Annotated in this window: 25 protein-coding genes; 14 read left to right on the top strand and 11 right to left on the bottom strand. The window is 69.5% G+C overall.

What is annotated here, in order from left to right:
• Positions 1 to 94: 94 nt before the first annotated feature.
• The 3 genes from ACZ7LU_RS39155 to ACZ7LU_RS39145 all read right to left on the bottom strand — a co-directional run bounded on the left by ACZ7LU_RS39155 (position 95) and on the right by ACZ7LU_RS39145 (position 2,804).
• Positions 95 to 955 (bottom strand): NAD(P)H-binding protein, encoded by an 861-nt coding sequence (locus tag ACZ7LU_RS39155; protein ID WP_471919566.1) that lies wholly within the window; start codon positions 953 to 955, stop codon positions 95 to 97.
• Positions 952 to 1,407 (bottom strand): DUF6228 family protein, encoded by a 456-nt coding sequence (locus ACZ7LU_RS39150; RefSeq protein ID WP_471149862.1) that lies wholly within the window; start codon positions 1,405 to 1,407, stop codon positions 952 to 954. Before ACZ7LU_RS39150 ends, ACZ7LU_RS39155 begins: the two co-directional genes overlap by 4 nt.
• Before the next feature lie 335 nt (positions 1,408 to 1,742).
• Positions 1,743 to 2,804, bottom strand: a complete 1,062-nt coding sequence (locus ACZ7LU_RS39145; RefSeq protein WP_471919618.1) for a protein kinase family protein — start codon at positions 2,802 to 2,804, stop codon at positions 1,743 to 1,745.
• A 290-nt stretch (positions 2,805 to 3,094) separates the two neighbouring features.
• On the opposite strand from ACZ7LU_RS39145, the gene ACZ7LU_RS39140 reads away from it, so the two are divergent.
• From ACZ7LU_RS39140 to ACZ7LU_RS39130, 3 genes are all read left to right on the top strand, one after another.
• Entirely contained in the window at positions 3,095 to 3,517 is a 423-nt protein-coding gene (locus ACZ7LU_RS39140) for a helix-turn-helix domain-containing protein (RefSeq protein ID WP_468086804.1), read from the top strand.
• A 32-nt stretch (positions 3,518 to 3,549) separates the two neighbouring features.
• Positions 3,550 to 4,161: a hypothetical protein gene (locus ACZ7LU_RS39135; RefSeq protein ID WP_471919565.1), complete on the top strand. Its 612-nt coding sequence runs from the start codon at positions 3,550 to 3,552 to the stop codon at positions 4,159 to 4,161.
• A gap of 138 nt (positions 4,162 to 4,299) precedes the next feature.
• Positions 4,300 to 4,638, top strand: a complete 339-nt coding sequence (locus ACZ7LU_RS39130) for a DUF2516 family protein (RefSeq protein WP_361721631.1) — start codon at positions 4,300 to 4,302, stop codon at positions 4,636 to 4,638.
• A gap of 33 nt (positions 4,639 to 4,671) precedes the next feature.
• Here ACZ7LU_RS39130 and ACZ7LU_RS39125 read toward each other — a convergent pair whose 3' ends face one another.
• The 3 genes from ACZ7LU_RS39125 to ACZ7LU_RS39115 all read right to left on the bottom strand — a co-directional run bounded on the left by ACZ7LU_RS39125 (position 4,672) and on the right by ACZ7LU_RS39115 (position 8,520).
• The gene (locus ACZ7LU_RS39125) at positions 4,672 to 6,093 is read right to left on the bottom strand and encodes a PP2C family protein-serine/threonine phosphatase (protein WP_471919564.1); all 1,422 of its coding nucleotides are present in this window, start codon (positions 6,091 to 6,093) and stop codon (positions 4,672 to 4,674) included.
• Between the two features lie 274 nt (positions 6,094 to 6,367).
• Positions 6,368 to 7,444, bottom strand: a complete 1,077-nt coding sequence (locus ACZ7LU_RS39120) for a C40 family peptidase (RefSeq protein ID WP_471919563.1) — start codon at positions 7,442 to 7,444, stop codon at positions 6,368 to 6,370.
• A gap of 266 nt (positions 7,445 to 7,710) precedes the next feature.
• Positions 7,711 to 8,520 (bottom strand): class I SAM-dependent methyltransferase, encoded by an 810-nt coding sequence (locus ACZ7LU_RS39115; RefSeq protein ID WP_471919562.1) that lies wholly within the window; start codon positions 8,518 to 8,520, stop codon positions 7,711 to 7,713.
• Positions 8,521 to 8,711: 191 nt separating this feature from the next.
• On the opposite strand from ACZ7LU_RS39115, the gene mshA reads away from it, so the two are divergent.
• The 3 genes from mshA to ACZ7LU_RS39100 all read left to right on the top strand — a co-directional run bounded on the left by mshA (position 8,712) and on the right by ACZ7LU_RS39100 (position 12,495).
• Entirely contained in the window at positions 8,712 to 10,067 is a 1,356-nt protein-coding gene (gene mshA, locus ACZ7LU_RS39110; RefSeq protein WP_398302835.1) for a D-inositol-3-phosphate glycosyltransferase, read from the top strand.
• Positions 10,060 to 10,569 (top strand): type III secretion system chaperone family protein, encoded by a 510-nt coding sequence (locus ACZ7LU_RS39105; protein WP_470975277.1) that lies wholly within the window; start codon positions 10,060 to 10,062, stop codon positions 10,567 to 10,569. Before mshA ends, ACZ7LU_RS39105 begins: the two co-directional genes overlap by 8 nt.
• 222 nt (positions 10,570 to 10,791) lie before the next feature.
• Positions 10,792 to 12,495: a glycosyl hydrolase family 28-related protein gene (locus tag ACZ7LU_RS39100; protein WP_471919561.1), complete on the top strand. Its 1,704-nt coding sequence runs from the start codon at positions 10,792 to 10,794 to the stop codon at positions 12,493 to 12,495.
• On the opposite strand, the gene ACZ7LU_RS39095 is transcribed toward ACZ7LU_RS39100, so the two are convergent.
• Positions 12,437 to 13,720, bottom strand: a complete 1,284-nt coding sequence (locus ACZ7LU_RS39095) for an MDR family MFS transporter (protein WP_471919560.1) — start codon at positions 13,718 to 13,720, stop codon at positions 12,437 to 12,439. The two genes, ACZ7LU_RS39100 and ACZ7LU_RS39095, sit on opposite strands and share 59 nt — an antisense overlap.
• Positions 13,721 to 13,919: 199 nt before the next feature.
• Here ACZ7LU_RS39095 and ACZ7LU_RS39090 point away from each other — a divergent pair, with 199 nt between their 5' ends.
• On the top strand, positions 13,920 to 14,681 hold the full coding sequence (locus ACZ7LU_RS39090) for a phosphoglyceromutase (RefSeq protein ID WP_398302842.1): 762 nt from the start codon (positions 13,920 to 13,922) through the stop codon (positions 14,679 to 14,681).
• Positions 14,682 to 15,578: 897 nt separating this feature from the next.
• On the opposite strand, the gene ACZ7LU_RS39085 is transcribed toward ACZ7LU_RS39090, so the two are convergent.
• A complete protein-coding gene (locus tag ACZ7LU_RS39085; RefSeq protein ID WP_471919559.1) occupies positions 15,579 to 16,016 on the bottom strand; it encodes an ATP-binding protein in 438 nt (145 codons plus the stop codon).
• Between the two features lie 203 nt (positions 16,017 to 16,219).
• On the opposite strand from ACZ7LU_RS39085, the gene ACZ7LU_RS39080 reads away from it, so the two are divergent.
• Both ACZ7LU_RS39080 and ACZ7LU_RS39075 read left to right on the top strand, forming a co-directional pair.
• Positions 16,220 to 16,978, top strand: a complete 759-nt coding sequence (locus tag ACZ7LU_RS39080; RefSeq protein ID WP_471919558.1) for a GntR family transcriptional regulator — start codon at positions 16,220 to 16,222, stop codon at positions 16,976 to 16,978.
• Between the two features lie 97 nt (positions 16,979 to 17,075).
• Positions 17,076 to 17,360 carry a hypothetical protein gene (locus tag ACZ7LU_RS39075; protein WP_471919557.1) on the top strand — a complete coding sequence of 95 codons (285 nt, stop codon included), beginning with the start codon at positions 17,076 to 17,078 and terminating at the stop codon, positions 17,358 to 17,360.
• Positions 17,361 to 17,366: 6 nt separating this feature from the next.
• On the opposite strand, the gene ACZ7LU_RS39070 is transcribed toward ACZ7LU_RS39075, so the two are convergent.
• Together ACZ7LU_RS39070 and phoU are read right to left on the bottom strand one after the other, a co-directional pair.
• Positions 17,367 to 17,624, bottom strand: a complete 258-nt coding sequence (locus ACZ7LU_RS39070) for a hypothetical protein (protein ID WP_470975258.1) — start codon at positions 17,622 to 17,624, stop codon at positions 17,367 to 17,369.
• 513 nt (positions 17,625 to 18,137) lie between these two features.
• Positions 18,138 to 18,827 carry a phosphate signaling complex protein PhoU gene (gene phoU, locus ACZ7LU_RS39065; RefSeq protein ID WP_471919556.1) on the bottom strand — a complete coding sequence of 230 codons (690 nt, stop codon included), beginning with the start codon at positions 18,825 to 18,827 and terminating at the stop codon, positions 18,138 to 18,140.
• A 273-nt stretch (positions 18,828 to 19,100) separates the two neighbouring features.
• On the opposite strand from phoU, the gene phoR reads away from it, so the two are divergent.
• A complete protein-coding gene (gene phoR, locus ACZ7LU_RS39060) occupies positions 19,101 to 20,375 on the top strand; it encodes a two-component system sensor histidine kinase PhoR (protein WP_471919555.1) in 1,275 nt (424 codons plus the stop codon).
• Positions 20,372 to 21,052, top strand: a complete 681-nt coding sequence (phoP, locus tag ACZ7LU_RS39055; protein ID WP_030362171.1) for a two-component system response regulator PhoP — start codon at positions 20,372 to 20,374, stop codon at positions 21,050 to 21,052. Before phoR ends, phoP begins: the two co-directional genes overlap by 4 nt.
• Before the next feature lie 96 nt (positions 21,053 to 21,148).
• Here phoP and ACZ7LU_RS39050 read toward each other — a convergent pair whose 3' ends face one another.
• Entirely contained in the window at positions 21,149 to 21,877 is a 729-nt protein-coding gene (locus ACZ7LU_RS39050) for a copper chaperone PCu(A)C domain-containing protein (protein ID WP_471919554.1), read from the bottom strand.
• A 691-nt stretch (positions 21,878 to 22,568) separates the two neighbouring features.
• Here ACZ7LU_RS39050 and ACZ7LU_RS39045 point away from each other — a divergent pair.
• The 3 genes from ACZ7LU_RS39045 (at position 22,569) to ispF (ending at position 24,566) form a co-directional block, all read left to right on the top strand.
• On the top strand, positions 22,569 to 23,051 hold the full coding sequence (locus ACZ7LU_RS39045) for a CarD family transcriptional regulator (protein WP_003953493.1): 483 nt from the start codon (positions 22,569 to 22,571) through the stop codon (positions 23,049 to 23,051).
• A gap of 287 nt (positions 23,052 to 23,338) precedes the next feature.
• A complete protein-coding gene (ispD, locus tag ACZ7LU_RS39040; RefSeq protein WP_471919553.1) occupies positions 23,339 to 24,070 on the top strand; it encodes a 2-C-methyl-D-erythritol 4-phosphate cytidylyltransferase in 732 nt (243 codons plus the stop codon).
• The gene (ispF, locus tag ACZ7LU_RS39035; RefSeq protein WP_471919552.1) at positions 24,060 to 24,566 is read left to right on the top strand and encodes a 2-C-methyl-D-erythritol 2,4-cyclodiphosphate synthase; all 507 of its coding nucleotides are present in this window, start codon (positions 24,060 to 24,062) and stop codon (positions 24,564 to 24,566) included. The genes ispD and ispF overlap by 11 nt, the downstream gene beginning before the upstream one ends.
• Positions 24,567 to 24,627: the final 61 nt, after the last annotated feature.

Raw genomic sequence — 24,627 nt, 5'->3', positions numbered from 1 at the left:
ACAATGCGCCGCGGCTCTGCATGTCGACCGATTTAGCGCCACGGGCAGCTAGGGCCCAAGGGCTCGAGGGCTTGCCGGGCGATGGCCGGCTCTCTCACCCGTGTGCCGACAGGGCGTCGCGGAGAGCGATGGGGGAGCGGCCGGTCAGCTGGGTGTAGTCGTTTCGGACTCGATCCCAGCGCTGCTCGCGCACCGAGGCGAACATGGACGCGAAGGCGTAGGTCCACCAGGGATCCAGCCCGGCCGCCGCAGTCTCGGCGCAGTACGTGTCAGACGGGATGTCCACGTAGGAGACAGGTGTCTCCCAGGCTTCCGTCGTGATCGAGGCGATGCCTGCCAGGTTCACCGACTCGGGTCCCGTGATGTCATGGTGCCGGCCGGTCGGCTCACCCACCGCGAGTGCGGCGAGGGCGCGCGCCACGTCGTCGCGCGCCACCAGGGAGACCCGGCCATCCGCTGCCGGCAGCCTGAGCAGCCCGGTCGCTCGGGCCTCGGTGAGCCAGGACCGGAAGAACTCGATGTACAGCGAAGCCCTGGCGAACGAGCACGGGACGCCGGAGGCCAGAAGCAGATCTTCGGTGAGCCGGTTGACCACGGCGTAGCAGAACGGGGACGCCATGTCGGCGTCAACGCTGCTCAGCGCCGCGACATGGCCGACGCGCTCGGCCGCCGCAGCGGCGACGATGTTGCGGTGGTGCAGCAGCACCCGCGCGTCGGGCCCGTCACTGGAGATGAAGACCAGAACGTCCACACCCTTCAGAGCCGCACGCAGAGCGGGCGGATCGGCGTAGTCGGCGACGGCGACCTCCACCCCCGGCGGTACCGCATCGGCGGGCGGCTTCCGCCTGGTCATCGCTACGACGTCCACGTCGGCCCGGCCCGCGAGCAACCGCACCACCCGCCGTCCCAAACTGCCGGCCGCCCCCGTCACGGCGATGCGCATGCCGGAAGTCACCGGTGCTCCACGGCGAGGAAGGCCCGGACGTCGGCCGCCAGGGAAGTCAGCTGCTCGCCGGCCTCCAGCCAGGTGGTCACCGAGGCGCCCCAGCCGCCTGCGGCCTGAGGCCATGGCCGCAAGGCCCAGGTCAGCCCGACGTGGCCGCCGGACCGGAAGACCGCCGACACCGTCAGCTCTTGGTCGTCGGTCTGCCAGCTCCGTTCGCCCTCCCACCCCCGGTAGTCGGAGGCAAGCTCTTCCAGGAACGTGGTGAGGTCGCTGTCCCAGATCCAGGCGACGACCTCGTCGACGCGAGCGGTCAGACCGGGGGCCCGCAGCTCAACGGCATAGTGCACCGAGTCTGCGTCGAAGCTGAACCGGTCGCAGAACGTCACGCCGACGGACGCGTTGTCCCGGCAGCGGATGGTCACGCCGGCCTCGTCGTCAGCGCCGACGTCTGGGGTGGTCATGGGCGGAACGTTAGGTCAACAGCCTGTTCGACGTCACTTGGATTCGTTGCCGGTGGGGTGGAGGACGGCTTCGGCGATTGCACGGACACGCTCCATGGTGATGCCGGTCCGCCGATGGTGTGCGGTCGACTGGTGTCCCCGCCCGGCGCGCAGCGTTCACCGCCGCTTGTAGACGATGCCCGCGCCGGCGACCAAGAAGGCCGCGACGGTCCCACCGGTATTGATCGGGGCGGCCAGCTGATCGTTCCCGCTATAGGAACCACTGTGCAGAAGCAGCGGGACCGAGAAGGAAGAACGGGACCAAACCCTTTATCCAGGTGATCGACCGGAGAATCTCACGTGGGACGTGACCTGTACGCATGGAGGGCCCGGCGGAGCGCCTCCAGCGGGTACGGGGTTTCCCTGTTCTCGTCCTGGATCTTGACGTAGAAGTCCGTCATCACTGCGGCGAGCGGTGCATGGCGGGAGAGGATCGCCCTGGCCTTTTGCGGTCCGTCCGGCGGGTCCTCTCCTTCCGCGCATGCGCGGATAAGTGCCTCGCGTTCTTTCCGCTCGTATCCGTACAGCTTCGTGATCAGCCTGTTCACGAGCCAGCTGCGTGTGTAGCAGCGGTCGTAGGTCCTGTGCAGTTCGAAGAAGCTGGTCTCGGACGGTGACAGATCGAATCGGGAGGATATGGCGAGGCCGTAGTCGGCGAAGTAAAGGCGTCGGCCGTCGACCAGGATGTTCTGAAAATGGGCGTCGAAGTGCAGAAGCCCGCGAGCGTTCATGAAGGACGTGCCGGTCTCCAACTCGCCCTCCACCAGGGAAAAAGCCTGGTCGGCAGACTCTTCACCAGCCTGTACCTGCTCGGTGAGCCACTCGTCGAGCGTCTGAGGGATGTACTCCAGGAACAGCGCGAGGCTCGCAGAGGACTGCTGAAGGGCCTCGATACGACGGCGCACCTCCGGGCTGCCTCCCCAATAGGCCACGACCCGATCCACGTCCGCGAGTTCCTCGGGAAGCGCGGCCGTGTCCGGCAGTACGCGCCAGTGGTACATCATCGGGAACCCTTGGTACTGCCCTCCGAGCACCCAGTTCGTCGTCATGGTGTGAACGGCGAGCTCCCGCCATGCCCCGAAACCAGGCCCACCACCGACGCCGTACTGGCAGAAGGTGGGAATCCCGAACAGGTTGGCCGTGGACCGTGCGTGCTCCGGCAGCCGCTCCATATCCGTGAGCGGCACCCGCTTCACGAAGACCGGCTTCCCATCAACCTTCAGCAGCGCAGACCTTCCGCCGATACCGGAGCCAAGGGGTATGGCGGCGTCAACGAGCGCGCCCAGCCGGCGATCACTTTGCAGGGCGAGGGACGTGGAGACTGTGCTGTAGGCGGCCAGGCGGGTGCTTTCCGGCATATCGGGATGCACGGCCGCTACCTGCATTGGAATGCCGACCTCGTTTTCCACCGTGTACGCGAGTGTCCCCGGACGCTGCCTGCGCACTGTACGCGAAGGCTGACAGGCCGAGCAGGGAGAGTTTTCGCCGCGCGATGTCCCTAGGGCAACCCGCAAGAGGTCGCACTCCGCAGAACGACCGGGACCCGATCACACTCGGCACAGGGCGCCCTGCGTGGTGTGGCGTGATGTGGTGCACTATTGCAAGCGGGTGCTTGCAAAAGTTAGCAAGGGTGCTGCACCATCGGGGCATGGCATCACTCAACGTCGGCAATCTCGGCGAGTACCTGCGCGAGCAGCGGCGCACCGCGCAGCTGTCGTTGCGGCAGCTCGCCGACGCCGCCGGGGTGTCCAATCCGTATCTGAGCCAGATCGAGCGCGGCCTGCGCAAGCCGAGCGCGGAGGTTCTGCAGCAGGTCGCCAAGGCCCTGCGGATCTCCGCCGAGACGCTGTACGTGCGCGCCGGGATCCTCGACGAGAAGGAGCGGGACGAGCTGGAGACGCGCGCCGTCATCCTCGCCGACCCGTCCCTCAACGAGCGCCAGAAGCAGGTGCTCTTGCAGATCTACGAGTCGTTCCGCAAGGAGAACGGCTTCGATGCGACGCCGTACGACGCCGACGGCAGTGATGCTGACGGCAGTGATGCCGACCCGAAGCAGACACCCTCAAGCTGACAAGCCGACGCGAATCCGGGAGGACCATCGTCATGGCCATCACCGATGACCTGCGCAAGACCCTCAGCAATCCCACCCCCGCGTACTTCGTCGCCGGGTCCGCGGACCTCGCCCTCCAGCAGGCGAAGAAGGTTCCCGGTCTCGTCGAGCAGCTGATCGCCGAGGCTCCTTCGCGCATCGACGCGGTGCGCAACACCGACCCCAAGACCGTCCAGGACAAGGCCGCCGCCCGCGCCAAGGAGGCGCAGGAGACCCTCCAGGCCAAGGTCACCGAGGTGCTCGGCACGCTCGACACCGACCTGAAGAAGCTTCAGGAGACCGCGCAGGACATCGCGTTGCGCGGTGTCGGCGTGGCCGCCGAGCTCGCGGTCAAGGCGCGTGAGAAGTACGACGAGGTCGCCGAGCACGGCGAGCAGGCCGTGAAGTCCTGGCGCGGCGAGGCCGCCGAGGAGATCCTCGACCTGGCCGAGACGGTCGAGCCCGACGACGAGGCGGAGCCCGTGGCGGCGCAGGGCGCCGCGCCCAAGCCGGCCGGAGTCGTCGCGCCCCGGAGCGCGGCCGCCGCCCCCGCGAAGAAGCCCGTCGCGAAGAAGGCCCCGGCCCGCAAGACGACGGCGAAGAAGACGCCGCCGCCCGCCAAGTAGCAGCGCCGCGACACGCTTCCGGCGTGCGCGAGGGGCGGGCACTCTCCGCGTGCCCGCCCCGTTGACGGGGTAGCGGGTACCGTGGCCGCGTAATCGATGAGCCGTGACTGGCCGAGACTGGTGGTGGACGTTGTGCTGATGCAAGGGTTCGCGAACTTCATGTGGCTGCTGTCGCTGGCCCTGATCGTCTTCAGCGGGTTCGCCCTCATCGACGCCGCCGTCCGGCGCGAGGACGCCTATCGCGCGGCGGACAAGAAGACCAAGCCGTTCTGGCTGATCATCCTCGGCATCGCCTTCGTGGTGAACCTGCTCTTCCCGATTCTGTCGTTCCTGCCGATCATCGGGCTCGTCGCCACCATCGTGTACATGGTGGACGTGCGCCCGGCGATCCAGCAGATCACGGGCGGCGGGCGCGGTGGCCGCCGCGGCGGCTCCAGCAGCGACGGCCCGTACGGCCCGTACAACGGCGGCCGGTAGCCCCCACGACTTCCCCGGACGGGTGCGGTGCCGTCACCGCGCCCCGGGCGAGCGGTCCAGGAGCAGCACCGCCACGTCGTCCGTGAGGTCGCCGCCGTTGAGGTCGCGGACCTCGTTCACGGCTGCCTCCAGGAGTTCGTCGCCCCGCAGCCCCGCGGCGACCTGGCGGCGGATCATCTCCACCATGCCGTCCTGCCCCAGGCGCTGGTTGCCCTCGCCGATCCGGCCCTCGATCAGACCGTCCGTGTAGAGCATCAGGCTCCATGCGCCGCCGAGCTCCACCTGGCGGCGCGGCCAGCGGGCGCGCGGCAGGAGCCCGAGCGCCGGGCCCCCGTCCTCGTACGGCAGGAGCTCGGCGAGGCGTCCCTCGCGCGCGATCAGCGGCGCCGGGTGCCCGGCGAGGCAGAGACCGGCGCGGCGGCCGTCCGGGGCGATGTCGACCGTGCAGAGCGTCGCGAAGATCTCGTCGTTCTCGCGCTCGTGCTCCAGGACTTTCTGGAGCGTGGACAGCAGCTCGTCGCCGCAGAGTCCCGCGAAGGTCAGCGCGCGCCAGGCGATCCGCAGCTCCACGCCGAGCGCCGCCTCGTCGGGCCCGTGGCCGCAGACGTCGCCGATCATGACGTGCACCGAGCCGTCGGGGGTGCGCACGGTGTCGTAGAAGTCGCCGCCGAGGAGCGCGCGGGAGCGGCCGGGGCGGTAGCGGGCGGCGAACCGCAGCGGTGAGCCCTCCAGCAGTGGCGTCGGCAGCAGGCCGCGCTCCAGGCGGGCGTTCTCCTGGGCGCGCAGGCGTGACTCGGTCAGCTGGCGCTGGGCGGCGTCGGCGCGCTTGCGCTCCACCGCGTACCGGATGGCGCGGCTCAGCAGCCGCCCGTCCAGCTCCTCCCGGAAGAGGTAGTCCTGGGCGCCGACCCGGACGGCTTCGGCACCGCGCTCGGAGTCGTCGTTCGCGGTGAGGGCGAGGACGGCGTGCCGGGGCGCGAGGCGCAGCACGTGCTTGAGGGCGACGAGCTCGTCGTCGTCCGCCTCGGTGGCGCCCGGGGTCGGCTGAGCGCCCGGGGCCGACTGGGTGCCCGGCGCCGGCAGGGCGAGGTCCAGCAGGATGCAGTGCACGTCGTCCGTGAGCAGCCGCTCGGCCTCGGTGAGGTTGCGGGCGGTGCGGATACGGATGGGCTTGCCCGCGGAGTCGAGGAGCTGGGGCACGCTCAGCGAGCCCGCCGGGTCGTCCTCGATCACCAGCAGGCTGAGGCTGGAGCCGCTGCTGTGGCCGTTGCCACTGCCGTTGCCACTGCTCTTGTCGTTGGCGGTGCTGCTGGTGCTGCTGGTGCTGCTGGTGTTGCTGTGGGTGTTCGCTGTCGGGGCGTGGGCGGGCGCCGTCGTGTCGTGCGGGGGCGCCGCATGAGCCTGACCGCCTTCCGCGGCCGGGATCGCTCTCTGCCGCGGTATGGGTACGGGCATCGCTTGCTTCCTTCCCTCCCCCCGAGGGCATGGCGCCACGCAGGTCGACGCGGCACCGACGGGGACCATAGCGGTAGCCGTGCCTCCAGTGGAATGGCGCGCGGCAAACGGCCACCGTCATATGCCGCATCCAGGAACGCACTTGGGCACGGCGGGGTCCCGCCAGGGATGACGAACATCACGCCGGGAGGGTTGAGCGGCCGGGCGCGGGGTGCGCTGGGTCACATGGGCCGGGGCCCACCGCCCCCGATGCCGCCCCCGCTCCCGCGTCCGCCTACTTGTCCGGGCGTACGACCCCGAGGATCTTCATCGATCCCGCACCCGCGATCGTCACGTCCCGGCCGGGCCGCGGCGCGTGCACGATCGCGCCGTCACCCAGATACATCCCGACGTGGCTCGCGTCCGCGTGGTAGATGATCAGGTCGCCGGGGCGCATGTTCTTGACGTCGACGCGGGGCAGCTGCTTCCACTGCTCCTGCGAGGTGCGCGGTATGCCGCGACCGGCGGCCGACCAGGCCTTCGAGGTGAGTCCGGAGCAGTCGTACGACCCGGGGCCCTCGGCGCCCCACACGTACGGCTTGCCGATCTGGGCGGTGGCGAACTCGATGGCCTTCTTGCCCTGGGGCGACGCCTTCCCGCTGACGTCCTTCAGGGCGCCCGAACTCACCCACGCCGACTGCTTCTTGAGAGCGGCCGCCTCCTCCAGCTTGCGCAGCCGCTCCCGCTCCTTCTTCTCCAGCGTCGATTCGAGCTTCTCGGCGGCCGAGATCTTCTTCTTGATCTTCTTCTTGGAGGCGGCCTTCGCCTTGCGGTTGGCTTCCAGCTTCTTCCAGCGGGCGGTGGCGTCCTCGGCGTATATCCGCAGGTCCTCCTGCGTGCGCTCCAGCTCGGTGAGCATGCCCTTGGTGGCCTTCTGGCCCTGCCGCAGGCGCCCGGCGCCGTCCAGGAACCGGCCCGGATTGTCGCTGAGCATGAGCTGGGCCTCGTCCGGCATGCCACCGCCGCGGTACTGCGCGCGGGCGGCCGCGCCCGCGCGGGCCTTGAGCTTCTTCAGCTTCGCCTGACCCTTGGAGATCTCTTTGGCCAGCTTCACGATCTGCTCGGACTGCTTGTCGGCCTTTTCCTCGGCCGCGTTGTACGCGTCGGTGGCCACGCCCGCGTCGTGGTAGAGCTTGTCGATGTCCTTGCGGACCTGCTCGAGCGACTCGTCCGTCCGGGGGGCCGGATCGGTGGGCTTCGCAGGACTGGTGGGCTTCGCCGGACTCGCGAAGGCCGTCCCCGGTGCGGCCAGCACCGTCGCCGCGCAGATCAGCGCCACGGCCGTCGCTGTCGAGTATCGCTTGCCAGTCACGCTCCGCCACCCCCAAAGCCGATGTACCTGATTTACCGTCAGTAACTTACGGTCGCCACCGGGATGGTGCCATGCCGACGCCCGATCCGACAGAGCCCGACAGCAACTCCGATCCCCCATACGCCCCATGTGACGTACCGCTACAGCCCATGTGACGTACCGCTACGCCCCATGTGACGTACCGCACGCGAAGATCGTTCCCCGTCACCGCCTGCACCAGAACATCTCCGGGTGACGTCAGGGTGGCCTCAGGGAGACCTGCGGGTTCACCCCGAGCGAGGTGCCAACGCCTCCCAGTGCACCGTCACTTCCCCCTGCCGCCACCGCGAAGTCCCGTCGGTCACCGGCCAGTCGGCCGTCAGGTCCCGCACCGCCCTGATCCACCGCTGCCGCGCCCCGTACGAGGCGTACGGCGCCGCGGCCGCCCAGGCCCGGTCGAAGTCCCGCAGGAACGCGTGCACGGGCTCGCCCGGCACGTTCCGGTGGATCAGCGCCTTCGGCAGCCGCTCGGCGAGGTCGGACGGCCGGTCCAGGGAGCCGAGCCGCGTCGCGAACGTCACCGTGCGCGGCCCCTCGGGCCCGAGCGCGACCCACACGTGCCGCCGCCCGATCTCGTCGCAGGTGCCCTCGACGAGCAGCCCGCCGGGGGAGAGGCGGGCCCGCAGCCGCTCCCAGACGGCGGCGACCTGCTCCTCGTCGTACTGCCGCAGGACGTTCGCGGCCCGGATCAGGACCGGTTCCGGCCCCGCTCCCGCCGGCAGCGGGACCTCGAAGCCGCCGTGCAGGAAGGAGAGGCCCTCGCGCTCGTACGGCGCGGCGGCCGCGACCCGCGCCGGGTCGATCTCGATGCCGACCACCCGCGCGCGTGGGGCGACGGTACGCAGCCTGAGCAGCAGCTCGACGGCGGTCCAGGGGGAGGCGCCGTAGCCCAGGTCGACGGCGACGGGGTCTGCGGCGCGGCGCAGCGCGGGGCCGTGGACGGCGGCGATCCAGCGGTCCATGCGGCGCAGCCGGTTCGGGTTCGTGGTCCCGCGCGTCACCGTTCCCACGGGGCGGGAGGAGGTGCGTGGGGCCATGGAGGAAGGGTATGCGGGAGAGCGGTGGAGAGACACGCGTGACGACGCAGCGTAACGCTTTGGCAAAAACGAGCCGGGCGGGGGCCAGGCGGAAATGGAGCAGCCGGCTCCGGTGTTCCCCCTCTGGAGGTACGTACGCCCTCCCCGTAGTCATGCCCGCAGTCATGTCCGTACGCAAGGAGGACCGCCACGTGAGCCAGTACGTGTCCAGGCTCGGGCGTCGCTCCCCGGCGGCACCCCCACGGCTCCGTATCCCCGGCACTCAGCGGCGGCCCCGCCGCGTGGCGATGCTGAGCGTGCACACCTCGCCGCTGCACCAGCCCGGTACGGGCGACGCGGGCGGCATGAACGTCTACATCGTCGAGCTCGCCAAGCGCCTCGCCGCGATCAACATCGAGGTCGAGATCTTCACGCGCGCCACCGCCGGAGGGCTCCCCTCCGCCGTGGAACTCGCGCCCGGCGTCCTCGTGCGCCACGTGGACGCGGGCCCCTACGAAGGACTCGCCAAGGAAGAGCTGCCGGCCCAGCTCTGCGCCTTCACGCACGGCGTCATGCAGGCCTGGGCGGGACACCGGCCCGGCTACTACGACCTGGTCCACTCCCACTACTGGCTCTCCGGCCACGTCGGCTGGCTCGCCGCCGAACGCTGGGGCGTCCCCCTCGTCCACGCCATGCACACCATGGCCAAGGTCAAGAACGCGGCGCTGGCCGAGGGCGACACCCCCGAACCCGCCGCCCGCGTCATCGGCGAGACCCAGATCGTCCGCGCCGCCGACCGCCTCATCGCCAACACCTCCGAAGAGGCCGACGAGCTCGTACGCCACTACGAAGCCGAGCCCGGCAAGGTCGCCGTCGTCCACCCCGGCGTGAACCTCGACCGGTTCCGCCCCGCCGACGGCCGCGCCGCCGCCCGGCACCGCCTGGGCCTGCCGCAGAACGCCCTCGTCCCGGTTTTCGCGGGCCGCATCCAGCCCCTCAAAGCCCCCGACCTGCTGCTCCGCGCGGTCGCCGTCCTCCTGGACGAGCGTCCCGCACTGCGTTCGAACATCGTCGTCCCCATCGTCGGCGGCCCGAGCGGCAGTGGCCTCGCCAAGCCGGAGGGGCTGCAGAAACTGGCCGCGAAGCTGGGGATCGCGGACGTCGTCCGCTTCCAGCCGCCGGTCGGCCAGGAGCAGCTGGCGGACTGGTTCAGGGCGGCGTCCGTCCTCGTGATGCCCTCGTACAGCGAGTCCTTCGGCCTCGTCGCCATCGAGGCGCAGGCGGCGGGCACGCCGGTCCTCGCGGCGGCGGTCGGCGGGCTGCCCGTCGCCGTACGCGACGGGGTGACCGGATTCCTCATCCCCAACCACGAACCGGCCCACTACGCGCGCGTGCTGCGCGATTTCGCCGACCATCCACACCTTGTGGACAGCATGGGTGAGGCCGCGGCCCGGCACGCGGAGTCCTTCGGCTGGGACACGGCGGCGTCCTCGACGGCGGACGTCTACACCGCGGCGATGCACGACTTCCGCACGTCCCGCCGTCACGTACGCTCGCACCATGGCTGATCAGGCGGACACTGCGGCGATCATCGAGCGGACCCTGGACGACGCCGAGCTCGAGTGGGAGACCGTCGAGCCCGGCTCGTACGTGGTGAAGCTCCCCGGCACCCGAAAGCTCTCCACGACCCTGTCACTGCGGGTCGGCAACCACTCCCTCTCCCTCAACGCCTTCGTGATCCGCCACCCGGACGAGAACCACGAGGCGGTGCACCGCTGGCTCTTGGAGCGGAACCTCCGCCTCTACGGCGTCAGTTACGCGATCGACTCGCTCGGCGACATCTACCTCGCCGGCAAGCTCCCGCTCTCCGCCGTCACCCCGACGGAACTCGACCGCCTCCTCGGCTCGGTCCTCTCGGCCTCCGACGACTCCTTCAACACCCTCCTCGAACTGGGCTTCGCGTCGGCGATCCGCAAGGAGTACGAGTGGCGGGTCGCTCGGGGCGAGTCGACGCGCAATCTTGAGGCGTTCACGCACCTGACCCAGCCGAGCGGCGACAAGAACCGCTGAGGCGGCGAGCGGACGACTGGGCCCGCCCGCTGTATGCCCCCCCGCGTCCCTATTCGCACGACTCGGTGCCGGGCAAACGGGTGGGTGGGTGGGAGCCATCCGCCGCGAAGCGGCGGCGTAGTCCACCCCCTTCCGCCCAGCGCAGCGCTATGCCATGCTCCCGCCCATCGCAAGCATGAACTCCGTTCACATCCATGGAAGACGGAAGGCGGCGGGCAGGGCATGGCGCACAAGGAACCCACCAGGCGAACCCTGCTCGGCGGCGCGATAGGCGTCGCGGCAGCCACCGTCACCAGTGCTGCCACCGGGACAGCCCACGCCACCCCCACCCCCGCCCCCGGCATGCCCCAAACCCCCACCCTCTGGCGAGAGTTCACCAAGACCCCCTACACCCACCCCCAGATCCCCTACATCGGCCGGGCAGGCTGCCGCGCGGGAAGGCAACCCTCGACCCACCCGGCGAAGAACCCCCGACCCCACATCGACGTCCGCCACTACGGCGCCCACCCCGACGGCAACTCCGACGCCGCCCCCGCGATCAACCGCGCCCTCGCCGAGGCGGGCGAGAAGGGCGGCGGCACCGTAGTGCTGCACCCCGGCACGTACCGGATCGACGACCTCATCCGCATCACCCACGACAACGTCACCCTCCGCGGCGCGGGCAGCACCCGCACCACCCTCCTCGCCACGAAGAGCCTCACCGAGCTGATCGGCCCCTACGGCTCCCGCTACGGCGGCGACAAGTCCAGCTGGTCCTGGGCCGGCGGCCTCATCTGGCTCTGCCCCGAAGCCCGTTGGCAGTCCCTCACCACCGCCATCAAGGCAAAGAGCTGGCCCTTCGAGGGCTGGACCGGCAACAAGCGCGACGAGTGGGAGACCCTCACCCCCGTCCGTCCCGCCCGCCGGGGCTCCTGGTCGGTGACCGTCACCGACACCTCCCGCCTCCGCGAGGGCGACCTCGTCCTCCTCCGCCTCGCGGATGACCCGGACCACACCCTCTTGGAGCACATGGCAGGCGACGGCGCGGGCGCGAAGTCGTACACCTGGGACGACAAGACGAAGCTCACCTCGTACGTCCCCTACGAGTGGCCCGTACGGATCGCCGCGCTCCACCGCGGCAGGCGCCGGGTCACCTTCGAACGGCCGCTCCCCCTCGACGTACGCCCGGAGTGGGACCCCCGTCTCACCACCCACGTCCCGGCGCTGACCGGCTCCGGCGTCGAGGCCCTCACCCTCGAAGCGCCCGAGGCCCCGCAGTCCCCGCACCTCCTCGACAAGGGCTACAACGGCGTCACGTTCCAGTGCGCGTACGACTGTTGGGCCGACGACATCGTCGTACGCCACGTCGACAACGGCTTCGGCCTGGTCGCCGCCTCCGCCTGCACCCTGCGCCGCACCCGCGTGACCGGCCGCGGCTCCCACCACCCGTACTTCTGCCGTGAGGGCTCGCACGACAACCTCATCGAGGACTTCCGGATCGACGCCCGCACCACCCCCGCCCCGCCCGGCACCCAACTGCACGGCATCAACGTCGAAGGCCTCTCCTCCTACAACGTCTGGTCACGCGGCCGTATGGAGATGGGCACGTTCGACAGCCATCGCGGGATGCCCTTCGCGAACGTACGGACGGACATCACCATCAACAACAACGGCCGGCACGGCGGCGACGCGAGCGCGGGCCCCCTCTTCGGAGCCCGCTTCACCCACTGGAACATCCGCGTCACCAACGAACGCGCGGGCCTGATGAAGATCGACGGACTCGCGCCCTACAGTGCAACGGTCGGTCTCAACACGGTCCGCGAGTTCGACCAGATCGACGTCCCCGACTTCACCGGCGACCTGCACGCGCGTCTGGAGCTGTACGGCACTACGGACGCGGTTCGGCCACGGAATCTGTACGAGGCGCAACGGGCTCTGCGACGCTGACCTCAGCGCCGCCGGGGGCCTCCTCCTCCGGCAGCTTCCGCATCAACGCCCAGTACCCGAAGGCCGCCCCCGTCCCGATCACCGCACAAGCGGCCCACAGCCACTCCGCCCCGAACCGGTCGATCACGAAGCCGGACATGAGCGGGGCGACCAGCGCGGCCACGGACCACGACATCGTGTACATGCCCTGGTAGCGCCCGCGGCCGTGGACCGGGGAGAGCCGTACGACCAGCCCCGTCTGCGTCGGCGCGTTGACGATCTCGGCGAGCGTCCACACGCACACGGTCAGCGCGAAGACCCCGACCGACCCGGCGAAAGCGGTGAGCCCGAAACCGTACCCGGCGAGCACCGAGGAGATCACCAACAGCCGCCCCGCGTCCCGGTGTTCGATGAACCGCGTGACCGGGACCTGCAGGGCCACGATCAGGACGCCGTTGACGGCGATGGCGACGCCGTAGTCAGCGGGCGTGAACCCCGCGTCACCCATCGCGATCGGCAGCCCCACGGAGCCCTGCTGGAAGATCAGCGCGACGAGGAAGGACAACCCGACCACGCCCATGAACCGCCCGTCCCGCACCACGGTCCCGAGGCCCACATCGGGCTCCGCCGCCTTCTCCAGCGCCGTCCGCACGGGCCGCGACTCCGGCAGCTTCGCGAAGACGACGATCGCGCAGGCCATCGTCATGGCGGCCTCGATCAGGAAGCCGGCGCGGTAGCTGTACGAGGCGATGAACCCGGCACCGGCCGAGGAGATGGCGAACCCCAGATTGATGGCCCAGTAATTCAGCGAGAAGGCCCGCACCCGGTCCTCGGGCCGGACGATGTCCGCCATCATCGCCTGAACGGCGGGCCGGGACGCGTTGCTCGCCATGCCCACCGCGCAGGCGACGCCGGCGATCGCGACGGGGTGCTCCATGAACCCGAGCACCGCCACCGACACGGCCGTCGAGGCCTGCGCGATCAGCAGCGTGGGCCGCCGCCCGAGCCGGTCGGTCATCACTCCCGCGCCGAGCGAGGAGACGACACCCCCGAGCCCGTGGAGGGCGACCACGAGCCCCGCGTACGAGGCGGAGTAGCCCCGCTCCAGGGTCAGGTACAGGGCCATGAACGTGGCGACGAAGGCGCCGAGCCGATTGACGAGCGTGCTGGTCCACAACCACCAGAAGGCTCGTGGGAGCCCCGACACGCTCTCCGTGACGGCACGTCTCATGGCGGCGAACGGCATGGAAGATTCCCCCGGGACGACATCAAACATAAGAGGCAGATGTAAGAGGCGCGGACAGCACCCGCATATTACGATCCCCTGATCCCGCACCGCCACTCAATTGACAGCAGCCGTCAACTGTCACCCGTCGCATGGCACCCCCTGTCCCGTCCGCGCCCACGCGCGCGAGGCTCCCCGGGGTTCGATTACGCTCAGAGGCATGGCCGACGCACCGTACAAGCTGATCCTCCTCCGCCACGGCGAGAGCGAATGGAACGCGAAGAACCTGTTCACCGGCTGGGTGGACGTCAACCTCAACGAGAAGGGCGAGAAGGAGGCGGTCCGCGGCGGTGAGCTGCTCAAGGACGCCGGCCTGCTCCCCGACGTGGTCCACACGTCGCTCCAGAAGCGCGCCATCCGCACGGCGCAGCTCGCCCTCGAGGCGGCCGACCGCCACTGGATCCCGGTCCACCGCTCCTGGCGCCTGAACGAGCGCCACTACGGCGCCCTCCAGGGCAAGGACAAGGCCCAGACCCTCGCCGAGTTCGGCGAGGAGCAGTTCATGCTGTGGCGCCGCTCGTACGACACCCCGCCCCCGCCGCTGGACCGCGACGCGGAGTACTCCCAGTTCTCCGACCCGCGCTACGCCACGCTCCCCCCGGAGCTGCGCCCCCAGACGGAGTGCCTCAAGGACGTCGTCGTCCGCATGCTCCCGTACTGGTTCGACGGCATCGTCCCCGACCTCCTCACGGGCAAGACGGTCCTGGTGGCGGCCCACGGAAACTCCCTCCGCGCCCTGGTCAAGCACCTGGACGGCATCTCGGACGAGGACATCGCGGGCCTGAACATCCCCACGGGCATCCCGCTCTCCTACGAACTCGACGCCACCTTCAAGCCCCTGAACCCGGGCGGCACGTACCTGGACCCGGCCGCGGCGAAGGCAGCGATCGAGGCAGTCAAGAACCAGGGCAAGAAGAAGTAAGCAGAGCTGATCAAGCCCTCTACCTGCGGATTTCTCGCGGGTAGAGGGCTTGTTTATGTACTGGGACCGTCGCTGGGCCGTGAGAGGGGTTCGGGGCCGCTGTCAAGCCTTCTCGCGTGCCTCGGTGAATAGCAATGTGCCCGGTATGCTGTTCGCACCTCACCTGAACCTCCCCTGAACTCCATGCAGATGCACGTGAGTTCCCAGGCTCCGACCCGAGAAGCGGGTCGGCTGGAGGAGAAGGGAGGCGGTAGAGGTGAGCCTTAAAAAAGACGAGCCTCGTAGCTGGACCAGCGCTGAGAGGTGTCAGGTCTGGCTTACGGGGGTGGGTCTACTGGTGGCCATCGCTACCGGCGTGATGCAGTTCGCTCGATGAGCGAGTCACGCGCGAGGGCGGTCGGGACCGGGAGCTGTACGTGCAGCGAGCCCGGCCTGCTTGAAGGCGACCGGGCTCGTTGACTGCAAGAGGACCTGGATCCGGGTGCCACCGGGTCTGGGTCCTCAGTCGTTCTAGAGTCTTCTAGAACTTTCGCGAGCTATCTAGAGCCAACTAGAACCAACTAGTGCTTGCGCCCCAATCTCTCACGCACTGCTAATCCAATCAACTTGTGAGTCTGTACGTGAGTCCAGATCTCTCGTCTCTTCAGTCAACCGCCTTCGCCGATCTGTTCGCAGTGACCATCGAGGAGTCTTGTCTCCTTCGTTGTCGCCTCTCTTCATCGGCGATCGAAGACAGATGCCACTGCCTTTCGAGTGCGCTCCTGGCTTGAATCGCTCAGCCCCAGAAGCTGGGTCGTCCCGGGCCGCCCGACGCCGCTGACCCATGTCTGTAGGTCGGAGGCTTACGTGTGGTGCGGGTCGTCCTTTGAGCGGCTGTCCGCAAGATCGGGCGCGGGTTCAGGACGGCCAGGCGTCGGTCATCTGGAAGGAGACCACGGTTCCGCCGAAGCGGCTGGGGCCGGCGTGCCAAGCATCGGAGATGGAGTCGACCAGGAGTAGCCCGCGACCGTGTGCGTCGTTGGCGTCGGGGCACCTCAGCCGCACGTTCTCCGGGAGCCCCGGGTTGTGCACCTCCACCCTGAGGGAGTCGTCCTCGCGGAACCACTCCACCCGGACGACCCAGGGCTCGTCCGACCTGCCGTGGACGACGGCGTTGGTCACAAGCTCCGAGATCAGCAGGACGCAGTCGTCGACCGAGCAGGCGGGCTCGTACGGAGTGATGAACTTCCGGAACCAACGCCGGGCCCGAGACGCGGACTCCGCGACGGGGTGCAAGGTCATCGCACCGAGGCGCGGCGACTCTTCGCAGGGGTCGTGGTCGATCGTGTAGGTCATCAGCGTCCGGCACCTCTCAGTCTCGAGGTCCCGATCTCGACCTCTCTATACATCTCACCCTTGACTAACATCTCTAGAGACGTCAATCGAAAACGTGAGAAGAGGTGGGAGGTAGTCGATCGGGTCAGTGGCTACTCGCAGCGAACGAACGCCCAACCCGTGGCCTAAGGTGTCTAGAGATGAGCGGGAGGAGAACTGCGGGAATGGCCCACACCGGAGAAGCCCCTCGGCCCAAGTACCAGCGGATCGCGGACACCCTGCGCGAGGCGATCCACGCGGGCCAGTACGGTCCTGGTGACCGGCTGCCGGGGGAGAACGACCTCATGGCCACGCACGGCGTTGCCCGCATGACGGCACGCCAGGCCCTGAGCGTCCTTCGGGACGAGGGCATCGCTGAAGCACGCAAGGGAGCCGGCGTGTTCGTCCGCACCTTCCGCCCGCTCCGGCGTCGGGGCATTCAGCGACTGGCCGAGCAGCAGTGGGGGAACGGCCGTTCCATCTGGTCGGCGGACATCGAGAACCGCTCCCTTGAGGTGGACCAGGTCACCGTGTCCGAGGAGACCGCACCCGACCGCGTCGGCACGGTCTTGGAGTTGGTCGATGAGGAGCCGGTGTGCGTGAGGCGCCGGCGTTTCGTCCTGGACGGCAAACCCGTCCTGCTCGCGACGAGTTACCTGCCCATGTCCCTGGTCGCCGGATCCGCGATCACCCAGGAGGACACCGGGGAGGGCGGAACGTACGCCAGGCTCGCCGAACTCGGCCACAAGCCGGCCCACTTCCGCGAAGAGATCCGCTCCCGCATGCCGTCGAAGGACGAGGCGGAGTGCTTGAGCATGTCGGCGGGCACCCCGGTCGTCCTCATCTGCCGCACGGCATTCACGGCCGAAGGTCACCCCGTCGAACTCAACGAGATGACGTTGGACGCCGCCTCGTACGTCTTGGAGTACGACTTCGACGCCTGACGCGGCCCCGAGCGCGTGGCCGAGCGCGGGGGTTGCCCATCGGCTTGTAGGCCGGCGATGGCCTGCTGGCCATGGAGGCTGAAAAGGAGTGAGGCCAGTGGTCTTCGACGCGGAGCGGGCGGCGCGCGTCGCGGTCATGCGGGAAGCCGCCAGGCCCGTCTGGGAGGGAAGTGGCGACACCGACGTGCTGCAGCAGTTCCTCAAGGACAGCGGGTGCCACGGAGTGGAAGCCGTAGCCGTGACCATGGACCTGCTGAACTGCGATCTCGGCGAAGCGCAACGGGTCTTCTTCAACGCCCCGTGCCGGGGCGCCGAGCGTCGGTACCACAATCACGCCCTGGACCTGCTCGAAGACACAACCGACCCCGAGACCCACGCCTGACACCGTTCACCGCGTACCCGTGCCCCCACCGTGCCCCGACCCGGCCCCCGACCCCGCAGACGATTCCGAGATCCCCTGGGCCAGGTCCGTGACCACGTTCTGGATGCCCTGGCCGAAGTCTGTCGGGGCCACCAGGATGCCGAAGACCAGGACCACGGACATGGTAAGGAACGTGTCCGTCTTCGTGCGGGGAGCCACTCGTCTGCGCAGGAGCACGACGATGACGACAGCCAGCAGAACCGCGAGGTCGATCGACAGCACCACTTGGCCACCCCTCCCGTCAGGAGCCAAAGACCCGGACGTTCCTGTGTAACCCGAATTCGCGCCTCGTGGCTGCCCGGTCACCCGTAGTTGGCAGCAAAGCATTCATCCGAGGCTGAATCGGCTCGGGGCCCGAGGGAGGCTCGAGGGGGACTCATGGGCCCCGCCCCGGGACGGAGGTGGGCAACCGCCACGCGCGCGTGCGCCGTTGACGCGCCCCGGTCCTGTGGGCATGCAATGGCAGCAGGCAGTACGCCGGTACGCCTTCGAGGAGGAGACCATGGCCGAGTCCCCTACGCGCGAATCCGTTCCCGAGCAGTCCGTCTGTCTTCTGAAGTCCTGCGGCTGCGGCCCCGGCTGCAGCTGTGGCTGCCAGTCGGGTGGCAGCTGCCAGTGCGGGGGCGGTTGCGGCTGACACCCGGGTGCGTTCCGTTGCGCCTGGACGGGCAGTGAACACGGCTGTGCCCCGCCCGGAATCCGACCCGGGCGGGGCACATGCGCTCGAAGCGGAGAGTCTCAGGAGCCCGAGCCCTCCACCTGCGCCGGCCCCGTCGCCTGTATCTCGTCCGCGTGTTCGCCCGTCACCAGGTAGACGACCCGCTTCGCCACCGATACCGCGTGGTCCGCGAAGCGCTCGTAGTAGCGGCCGAGGAGCGTCACGTCGACGGCCGTCTCGATGCCGTGCTTCCAGCGGTCGTCCATGAGGTGCTGGAACAGCGTGCGGTGCAGCTGGTCCATCTCGTCGTCGTCCTGCTCCAGCTGGAGCGCCAGGTCGACGTCCTTGGTGATGATGACCTCCGCCGCCTTCGCCATCAGGCGCTGCGCGAGCTGGCCCATCTCCAGGATCGTGGCATGCAGGTCCCGCGGCACCGCCGAGTCGGGGAAGCGGAGCCTCGCCAGCTTCGCGACGTGCTGGGCGAGGTCGCCCGAGCGCTCCAGGTCGGCGCTCATGCGCAGCGAGGTGACCACGATGCGCAGATCCGTGGCGACCGGCTGCTGGCGCGCCAGCAGGGCTATCGCGCGTGCCTCCAGGTCGTGCTGCAGATCGTCGACCTTCTGGTCGGCCGCGATCACGCTCTCGGCCATCTTCAGGTCGGCGTCGAGCATGGCCGTCGTGGCGCGCCCGATCGCGGACCCGACGAGGCGGGCCATCTCGACGAGGCTGTCGCCGATCGAGTCAAGTTCCTCGTGGTACGCGTCCCGCATGTGGCTGTCCCTCTCTAGTACGTGCCAGGGGGCTGGCCCCTACGCTCCCACGGTGCGGGCCGGACGCGTCCGTTTCCGGCACCCCAAATGAATCGCCACCGTCATCAAGGTGAACTGTGGGCGACGAAGGACGGCGACCCCGACCGGCGCCGCCCCGGTCCGCTCGGAGTAAGTGAACCGGTGCAGTCCCCATGGTGAACTCTGGGCGACGACTGTTCGAGCCGACACCCGTACGGCTGTGACCGGCGCTTACTCGGCGCATAACCTGGACGCATGGACGTGAACGCGGCGGTCGCCGCAGCGGCAGCGATCGCCGGGGTGTGCACCGGTGTCATCGCCATGCTGGCGTTCCGATGGAGCGAGCGCGACCAGAAACGCCCCACCCGGACCTCCCTGCACACCGATCCCGTACTGCCACCCGGCGTGGACACGGTGCTCTCCGTGCTCCGCTCCTCCGCGGTCGTCCTCGACGAGGCCGACAGCGTGGTCAAGGCCAGCTCGGCGGCGTACGCGCTCGGTCTCGTACGCGGCGGGAAGCTCGCCGTCGAGCCCATGCTGCAGATGGCCCGCGACACCCGCCGCGACGGGGAGATACGCCAGGTGGAGCTGGACCTGCCGCGGCGCGGCACCGGTCGCGGCGAGGCCCTGGCCGTCTCCGCGCGCGTGGCCCCGCTCGGCTCCCGCCTCGTCCTGCTCCTCGTGGAGGACCTGACCGAGGCCCGCCGCATCGAGGCCGTACGACGAGACTTCGTCGCGAACGTGAGCCATGAGCTGAAGACTCCGGTGGGGGCGCTTTCGCTGCTCTCCGAAGCCGTCATGGACGCCTCCGACGACCCGGAGGCCGTCGAGCGCTTCGCCGGCCGCATGCAGATCGAGGCGACCCGGCTGACCAACCTCGTGCAGGAACTCATCGACCTCTCCCGGGTACAGAACGACGACCCCCTGGAGGACGCCGAACCCGTCCGCGTCGACGAACTGGTGGCCGAGGCGATCGACCGCAGTCGCCACCAGGCCTCCCACAAGCAGATCACCATGGCCGCCGGAGGCACCGCCGAGCTCCAGATCTGGGGCAACCGCGGACAGCTCGCGGCGGCCCTCGGCAACCTCGTCGAGAACGCCGTGAACTACAGTCCGGCCCGCACCCGCGTGGGCATAGCCGCCCGCCGGGTCACCGCACCCGGCGGGGACCTCATCGAGGTCGCGGTCACCGACCAGGGCATCGGCATCTCCGACAAGGACAAGGAACGCATCTTCGAGCGCTTCTACCGCGTCGACCCGGCCCGCTCCCGGGCCACCGGCGGCACCGGCCTCGGCCTCGCCATCGTCAAACACGTGGCCGCCTCGCACGGCGGGGAGGTCACCGTGTGGAGCTCCGAGGGTCAGGGCTCCACCTTCACCCTGCGGCTGCCCGAGGCGGCCGCACACCGCGACCGCGGAACCGGTCGTGGCGGCGGACCCGACGGGGAGACCGCCCCATCCGACGCGAGCCCCGCCGCCGCCGCGACCACCACGTACGAACCCATTCCTGCCCCGGAGGTCCTTCCGTGACCCGAGTGCTCGTCGTCGAGGACGAGGAATCCTTCAGCGACGCCCTGTCCTACATGCTCCGTAAGGAGGGTTTCGAAGTCGCCATCGCGGCAACCGGCCCGGACGGACTCGACGAATTCGAGCGCAACGGCGCCGACCTCGTCCTGCTCGACCTGATGCTGCCCGGCCTGCCCGGCACCGAGGTCTGCCGCCAGCTGCGCAGCCGCTCCAACGTCCCGGTGATCATGGTCACCGCCAAGGACAGCGAGATCGACAAGGTCGTCGGCCTGGAGATAGGAGCCGATGACTACGTCACCAAGCCCTTCTCCTCGCGCGAGCTGGTCGCCCGCATCCGCGCGGTGCTGCGCCGCCGCGGCGAGCCCGAGGAGGTCGCCCCGCAGGCCCTGGAGGCCGGCCCGGTGCGGATGGACGTCGACCGCCACGTGGTCACGGTCTCCGGCTCCAAGGTCGACCTGCCCCTGAAGGAGTTCGACCTCCTGGAGATGCTGCTGCGCAACGCGGGCCGCGTACTGACCCGCATGCAGCTCATCGACCGGGTCTGGGGCGCCGACTACGTGGGCGACACCAAGACCCTCGACGTCCACGTGAAGCGCCTGCGCGCCAAGATCGAGCCGGATCCGGGGGCGCCCAGGTACCTGGTCACGGTCCGGGGTCTCGGTTACAAGTTCGAGCCGTAAACAGCACGGCGAGTACGGAGAAAGGCCGAGTACGGAGAAGGGCGGGGCCCCGGTGGGGTCCCGCCCTTCTTGTGTCGTGCGCTGTACGTACGTCGATCAGTGCTCGGCGCCGGTCCCGGTGCCGGTCCCCGTGTCCGCACCGTGCGAGGCGGACCCCGACGGGTCCGTACTCGCGCCGTCCGACGGCTTGCCGGACGGGTCGGTGGAGGCGCCCGTCGACGCACCCGTGGAGGGCTCGCCCGACTGGCCCGGCTTCGCGGGCTTCGACGGCTTGCCGCCCGGAGCCTGCGGCAGGGCGCTCGGGCCCCACTTGCTGAAGTAGCTCTCGGCGGGCACGACGAACGCTTCCATCTTCACGTCGCCGGTCCTGCTGAAGGAGAACGTGACGGGCTGCGCGTTGCCCTGCTTGACGGCCTCGCCGGCGCCGGACAGGACCGCCGAGGCGTTGTCCTTGCCGCCGATGACGAGGGAGCCGCCGGCCGGGATGGTCAGCGGGCCGTTCGGCTTGGAGGCCTTGTCTTCCTTGCCGCGCGTCAGCTTGGCCTTCTCGTCCGCGCCCTCGACCGCGATGGACCTCAGGGTCTGGGGCTTGTCACCGGCGTTGAAGATCGTCGCGGAGATCGCGGCCGGGCCCGTGGACTTCTGGTCGGGCTGCGTGATGACCATGGCGTTCTGGATCTTGATGTCGCCGACGGAGGTCGCGGCGTTGTCCGGCTTGACCTCCATCGTCTGTGCGTTGTTGCCCGCCGCGCACGCGGAGAGCGAGGCGAGCGAGAACGCGATGGCGGTGGCGGCGAGGGCGCCGCGTCGAAGGCTGCGGCTCACGGCGGCGGCAACTCCTTGAACGTGGGCGGTACAGGACGGGGCGGGCGGCCGTAAAGCCGTCCTACGGGCGGCCGTAAAGCTGCCCTAAGGGTGTGTCAGCGCGCTTAGGTTACCGAGCCGTTCCCACGCCACCGCACCCGACCCGCCCCTTAGCCCACCCGGCAGCGCGCCCGACCCGCCTCCGGGAGTCATGAGCCCCGCCGGGCCGTCCTCCGCCCCAGCCGTCTCATTGCCCCCGCGGGCCCCTTTCGTAAAAGCATCACCAAGAGGCTCCGGTGTCACGCTCCGCGGATTTCCGGTAAGGAATGCGGAGGCGGCCGGAGAATTGATCATCTGCCGGATGACCGATGACCTGTCCGATCGCGTTCGGCTTGATCAATTCGGAAACGTCTCGCACTGTGTCGAGCACATCTCTCCGGCGTCCGAACGGAGTATCGGAAGTTCACCGCTTGGAACCGCGCAAACCGGGACGTTCGGCCGCTTCGAGCGCCCTCGGGGGGCGTACGACGGGGGCGTTTCCGGCTCCCTGAAGAGCCGCTCCGACCTGCGAATACCTCGTTCCGATGCCCCTCCGCAGCACGTTCCTGTTGCTGTTGTCAAGCCCCGAGATATGCCCTGACCTGCGAAAACGCCATTCAGAAGAGGCGATTCTCGTGTTAGGATGGATAGCCACGGAAGGGGTACCTGTCACATGACGTTCAAGGTTGGCGACACCGTGGTCTATCCCCATCACGGGGCCGCGCTGATCGAGGCCATCGAAACTCGCCAGATCAAAGGCGTGGACAAGACCTACTTGGTGCTGAAGGTCGCCCAGGGCGACCTGACGGTGCGTGTGCCAGCGGACAATGCGGAGTTCGTCGGCGTGCGTGATGTGGTCGGGCAGGACGGCCTCGACCGGGTCTTCGAAGTACTGCGCGCGCCGTACGCCGAAGAGCCCACGAACTGGTCGCGCCGCTACAAGGCAAATCTCGAGAAGCTCGCCTCCGGCGATGTCATCAAGGTCGCGGAAGTCGTGCGTGACCTGTGGCGTCGGGAGCGCGAGCGTGGACTGTCGGCCGGCGAGAAGCGCATGCTCGCCAAGGCCCGCCAGATCCTGGTGAGCGAGCTCGCCCTCGCGGAGAACACGAACGAGGACAAGGCCGAGGCCCTGCTCGACGAGGTCCTCGCGTCCTGACGCGGACAGTCCGAGGCACCCGCCTCGGCAGTCCCGCGTCGATCAGGCGCAGCAATGCCGCGGTGCCCGCTGACCCTTACTGGAGTCGCCGGGCGCTGCGGCATGTTCGTACCCGCATATTCTTCGCACCCTGGCACATGTGAGAGCGGCCCCCGGGGAGCCGTGTTGGCGTGCTGGACTCGGCAGCTGGCTCGACCAGATGTCACGGAAGGGTCCGGTCAAGATGCCACCCCGGCACGGTGAGGCCATACCCACGTCGGCCGAGCACACAAACCTGAACGGAACCGATGTCTAGCGAATCCCGTACCGCGGTGGTCATTCCCGCGGCTGGGCGGGGCGTGCGCCTCGGCCCGGGCGCCCCCAAAGCGCTTCGCGCGCTGAACGGCACCCCGATGCTCATCCACGCCGTGCGCGCCATGGCGGAATCCCGTGCCGTCTCCCTCGTCGTCGTGGTGGCGCCGCCGGACGGCGCCCCCGAGGTCAAGACGCTCCTCGACGACCACGCGCTGCCCGAGCGGACCGACTTCCTCGTCGTGCCCGGCGGGGAGAGCCGCCAGGAGTCCGTGCGGGCCGGACTCGACGCGCTGCCGGACGGCTTCGACATCGTGCTCGTGCACGACGCGGCCCGTCCGCTGGTGCCCGTCGACACGGTCGACGGCGTCATCGAGGCCGTACGCGAGGGAGCGCCCGCCGTCGTCCCCGCGCTGCCCCTGGCCGACACCGTCAAGCAGGTCGAGCCCGCGGCGACGCCCGGGCAGCCCGAGCCCGTCGTGGCGACACCGGAGCGGGCCAGGCTGCGTGCCGTGCAGACCCCGCAGGGCTTCGACCGGGCCACGCTCGTGCGCGCCCACGAGACCGTCACCGACAACGTGACGGACGACGCCAGCATGGTCGAGCAGCTCGGCCTGCCCGTCGTCGTGGTGCCCGGCCACGAGGAGGCGTTCAAGGTGACGCGCCCCCTCGACCTCGTGCTCGCCGAGGCCGTCCTCGCCCGCAGGAGGGCCAACGATGGCTTCTGAGACGCCCCCCGCCCCGGTGCTCCCCCTGGTCGGCATCGGCACCGACATCCACGCCTTCGAAGAGGGCCGCGAGCTGTGGTGCGCGGGCCTGAAGTGGGAGGACGAGGGGCCCGGACTCGCCGGGCACTCCGACGCCGACGTCGTCGCCCACGCCGCCTGCAACGCGCTGTTCTCCGCGGCCGGTCTCGGTGACCTCGGTGCCCACTTCGGCACCGGACGCACCGAGTGGTCCGGCGCCCCCGGCCTGACGCTGCTCGCCGAGGCCGCCCGCATCGTCCGGGACGCGGGCTTCACCATCGGCAATGTCGCCGTCCAGGTCATCGGCCCCCGCCCGAAGATCGGCAAGCGCAGGGACGAGGCGCAGAAGGTCCTCTCCGAAGCGGCCGGCGCCCCCGTCTCGGTCTCCGGCGCCACCACCGACGGCCTCGGCTTCCCCGGCCGCGGCGACGGCCTCGCCGCGGTGGCCACCGCGTTGGTCGTACGGACGACGCCCTGACGGAGATTTCGGGTAATCGTGGCTCCTACAAGGCAAGGCTCTCGCAGCCGCTGTCCACGAA

The sequence above is a fragment of the Streptomyces sp. NPDC039462 genome (genome assembly GCF_055639375.1).
This window is presented reverse-complemented; position numbering and strand designations above follow the sequence as displayed.

Coding starts and splice junctions, on each gene's coding strand:
- ACZ7LU_RS39150 (WP_471149862.1), bottom strand. CDS start 1,407: ATGACCACCCCAGACGTCGGCGCTGACGACGAGGCCGGCGTGACCATC.
- ACZ7LU_RS39145 (WP_471919618.1), bottom strand. CDS start 2,804: ATGCCGGAAAGCACCCGCCTGGCCGCCTACAGCACAGTCTCCACGTCC.
- ACZ7LU_RS39140 (WP_468086804.1), top strand. CDS start 3,095: ATGGCATCACTCAACGTCGGCAATCTCGGCGAGTACCTGCGCGAGCAG.
- ACZ7LU_RS39135 (WP_471919565.1), top strand. CDS start 3,550: ATGGCCATCACCGATGACCTGCGCAAGACCCTCAGCAATCCCACCCCC.
- ACZ7LU_RS39130 (WP_361721631.1), top strand. CDS start 4,300: ATGCAAGGGTTCGCGAACTTCATGTGGCTGCTGTCGCTGGCCCTGATC.
- ACZ7LU_RS39125 (WP_471919564.1), bottom strand. CDS start 6,093: ATGCCCGTACCCATACCGCGGCAGAGAGCGATCCCGGCCGCGGAAGGC.
- ACZ7LU_RS39115 (WP_471919562.1), bottom strand. CDS start 8,520: ATGGCCCCACGCACCTCCTCCCGCCCCGTGGGAACGGTGACGCGCGGG.
- ACZ7LU_RS39105 (WP_470975277.1), top strand. CDS start 10,060: ATGGCTGATCAGGCGGACACTGCGGCGATCATCGAGCGGACCCTGGAC.
- ACZ7LU_RS39100 (WP_471919561.1), top strand. CDS start 10,792: ATGGCGCACAAGGAACCCACCAGGCGAACCCTGCTCGGCGGCGCGATA.
- ACZ7LU_RS39095 (WP_471919560.1), bottom strand. CDS start 13,720: ATGCCGTTCGCCGCCATGAGACGTGCCGTCACGGAGAGCGTGTCGGGG.
- ACZ7LU_RS39090 (WP_398302842.1), top strand. CDS start 13,920: ATGGCCGACGCACCGTACAAGCTGATCCTCCTCCGCCACGGCGAGAGC.
- ACZ7LU_RS39085 (WP_471919559.1), bottom strand. CDS start 16,016: ATGACCTACACGATCGACCACGACCCCTGCGAAGAGTCGCCGCGCCTC.
- ACZ7LU_RS39080 (WP_471919558.1), top strand. CDS start 16,220: ATGGCCCACACCGGAGAAGCCCCTCGGCCCAAGTACCAGCGGATCGCG.
- phoU (WP_471919556.1), bottom strand. CDS start 18,827: ATGCGGGACGCGTACCACGAGGAACTTGACTCGATCGGCGACAGCCTC.
- phoR (WP_471919555.1), top strand. CDS start 19,101: ATGGACGTGAACGCGGCGGTCGCCGCAGCGGCAGCGATCGCCGGGGTG.
- ACZ7LU_RS39045 (WP_003953493.1), top strand. CDS start 22,569: ATGACGTTCAAGGTTGGCGACACCGTGGTCTATCCCCATCACGGGGCC.
- ispD (WP_471919553.1), top strand. CDS start 23,339: ATGTCTAGCGAATCCCGTACCGCGGTGGTCATTCCCGCGGCTGGGCGG.
- ispF (WP_471919552.1), top strand. CDS start 24,060: ATGGCTTCTGAGACGCCCCCCGCCCCGGTGCTCCCCCTGGTCGGCATC.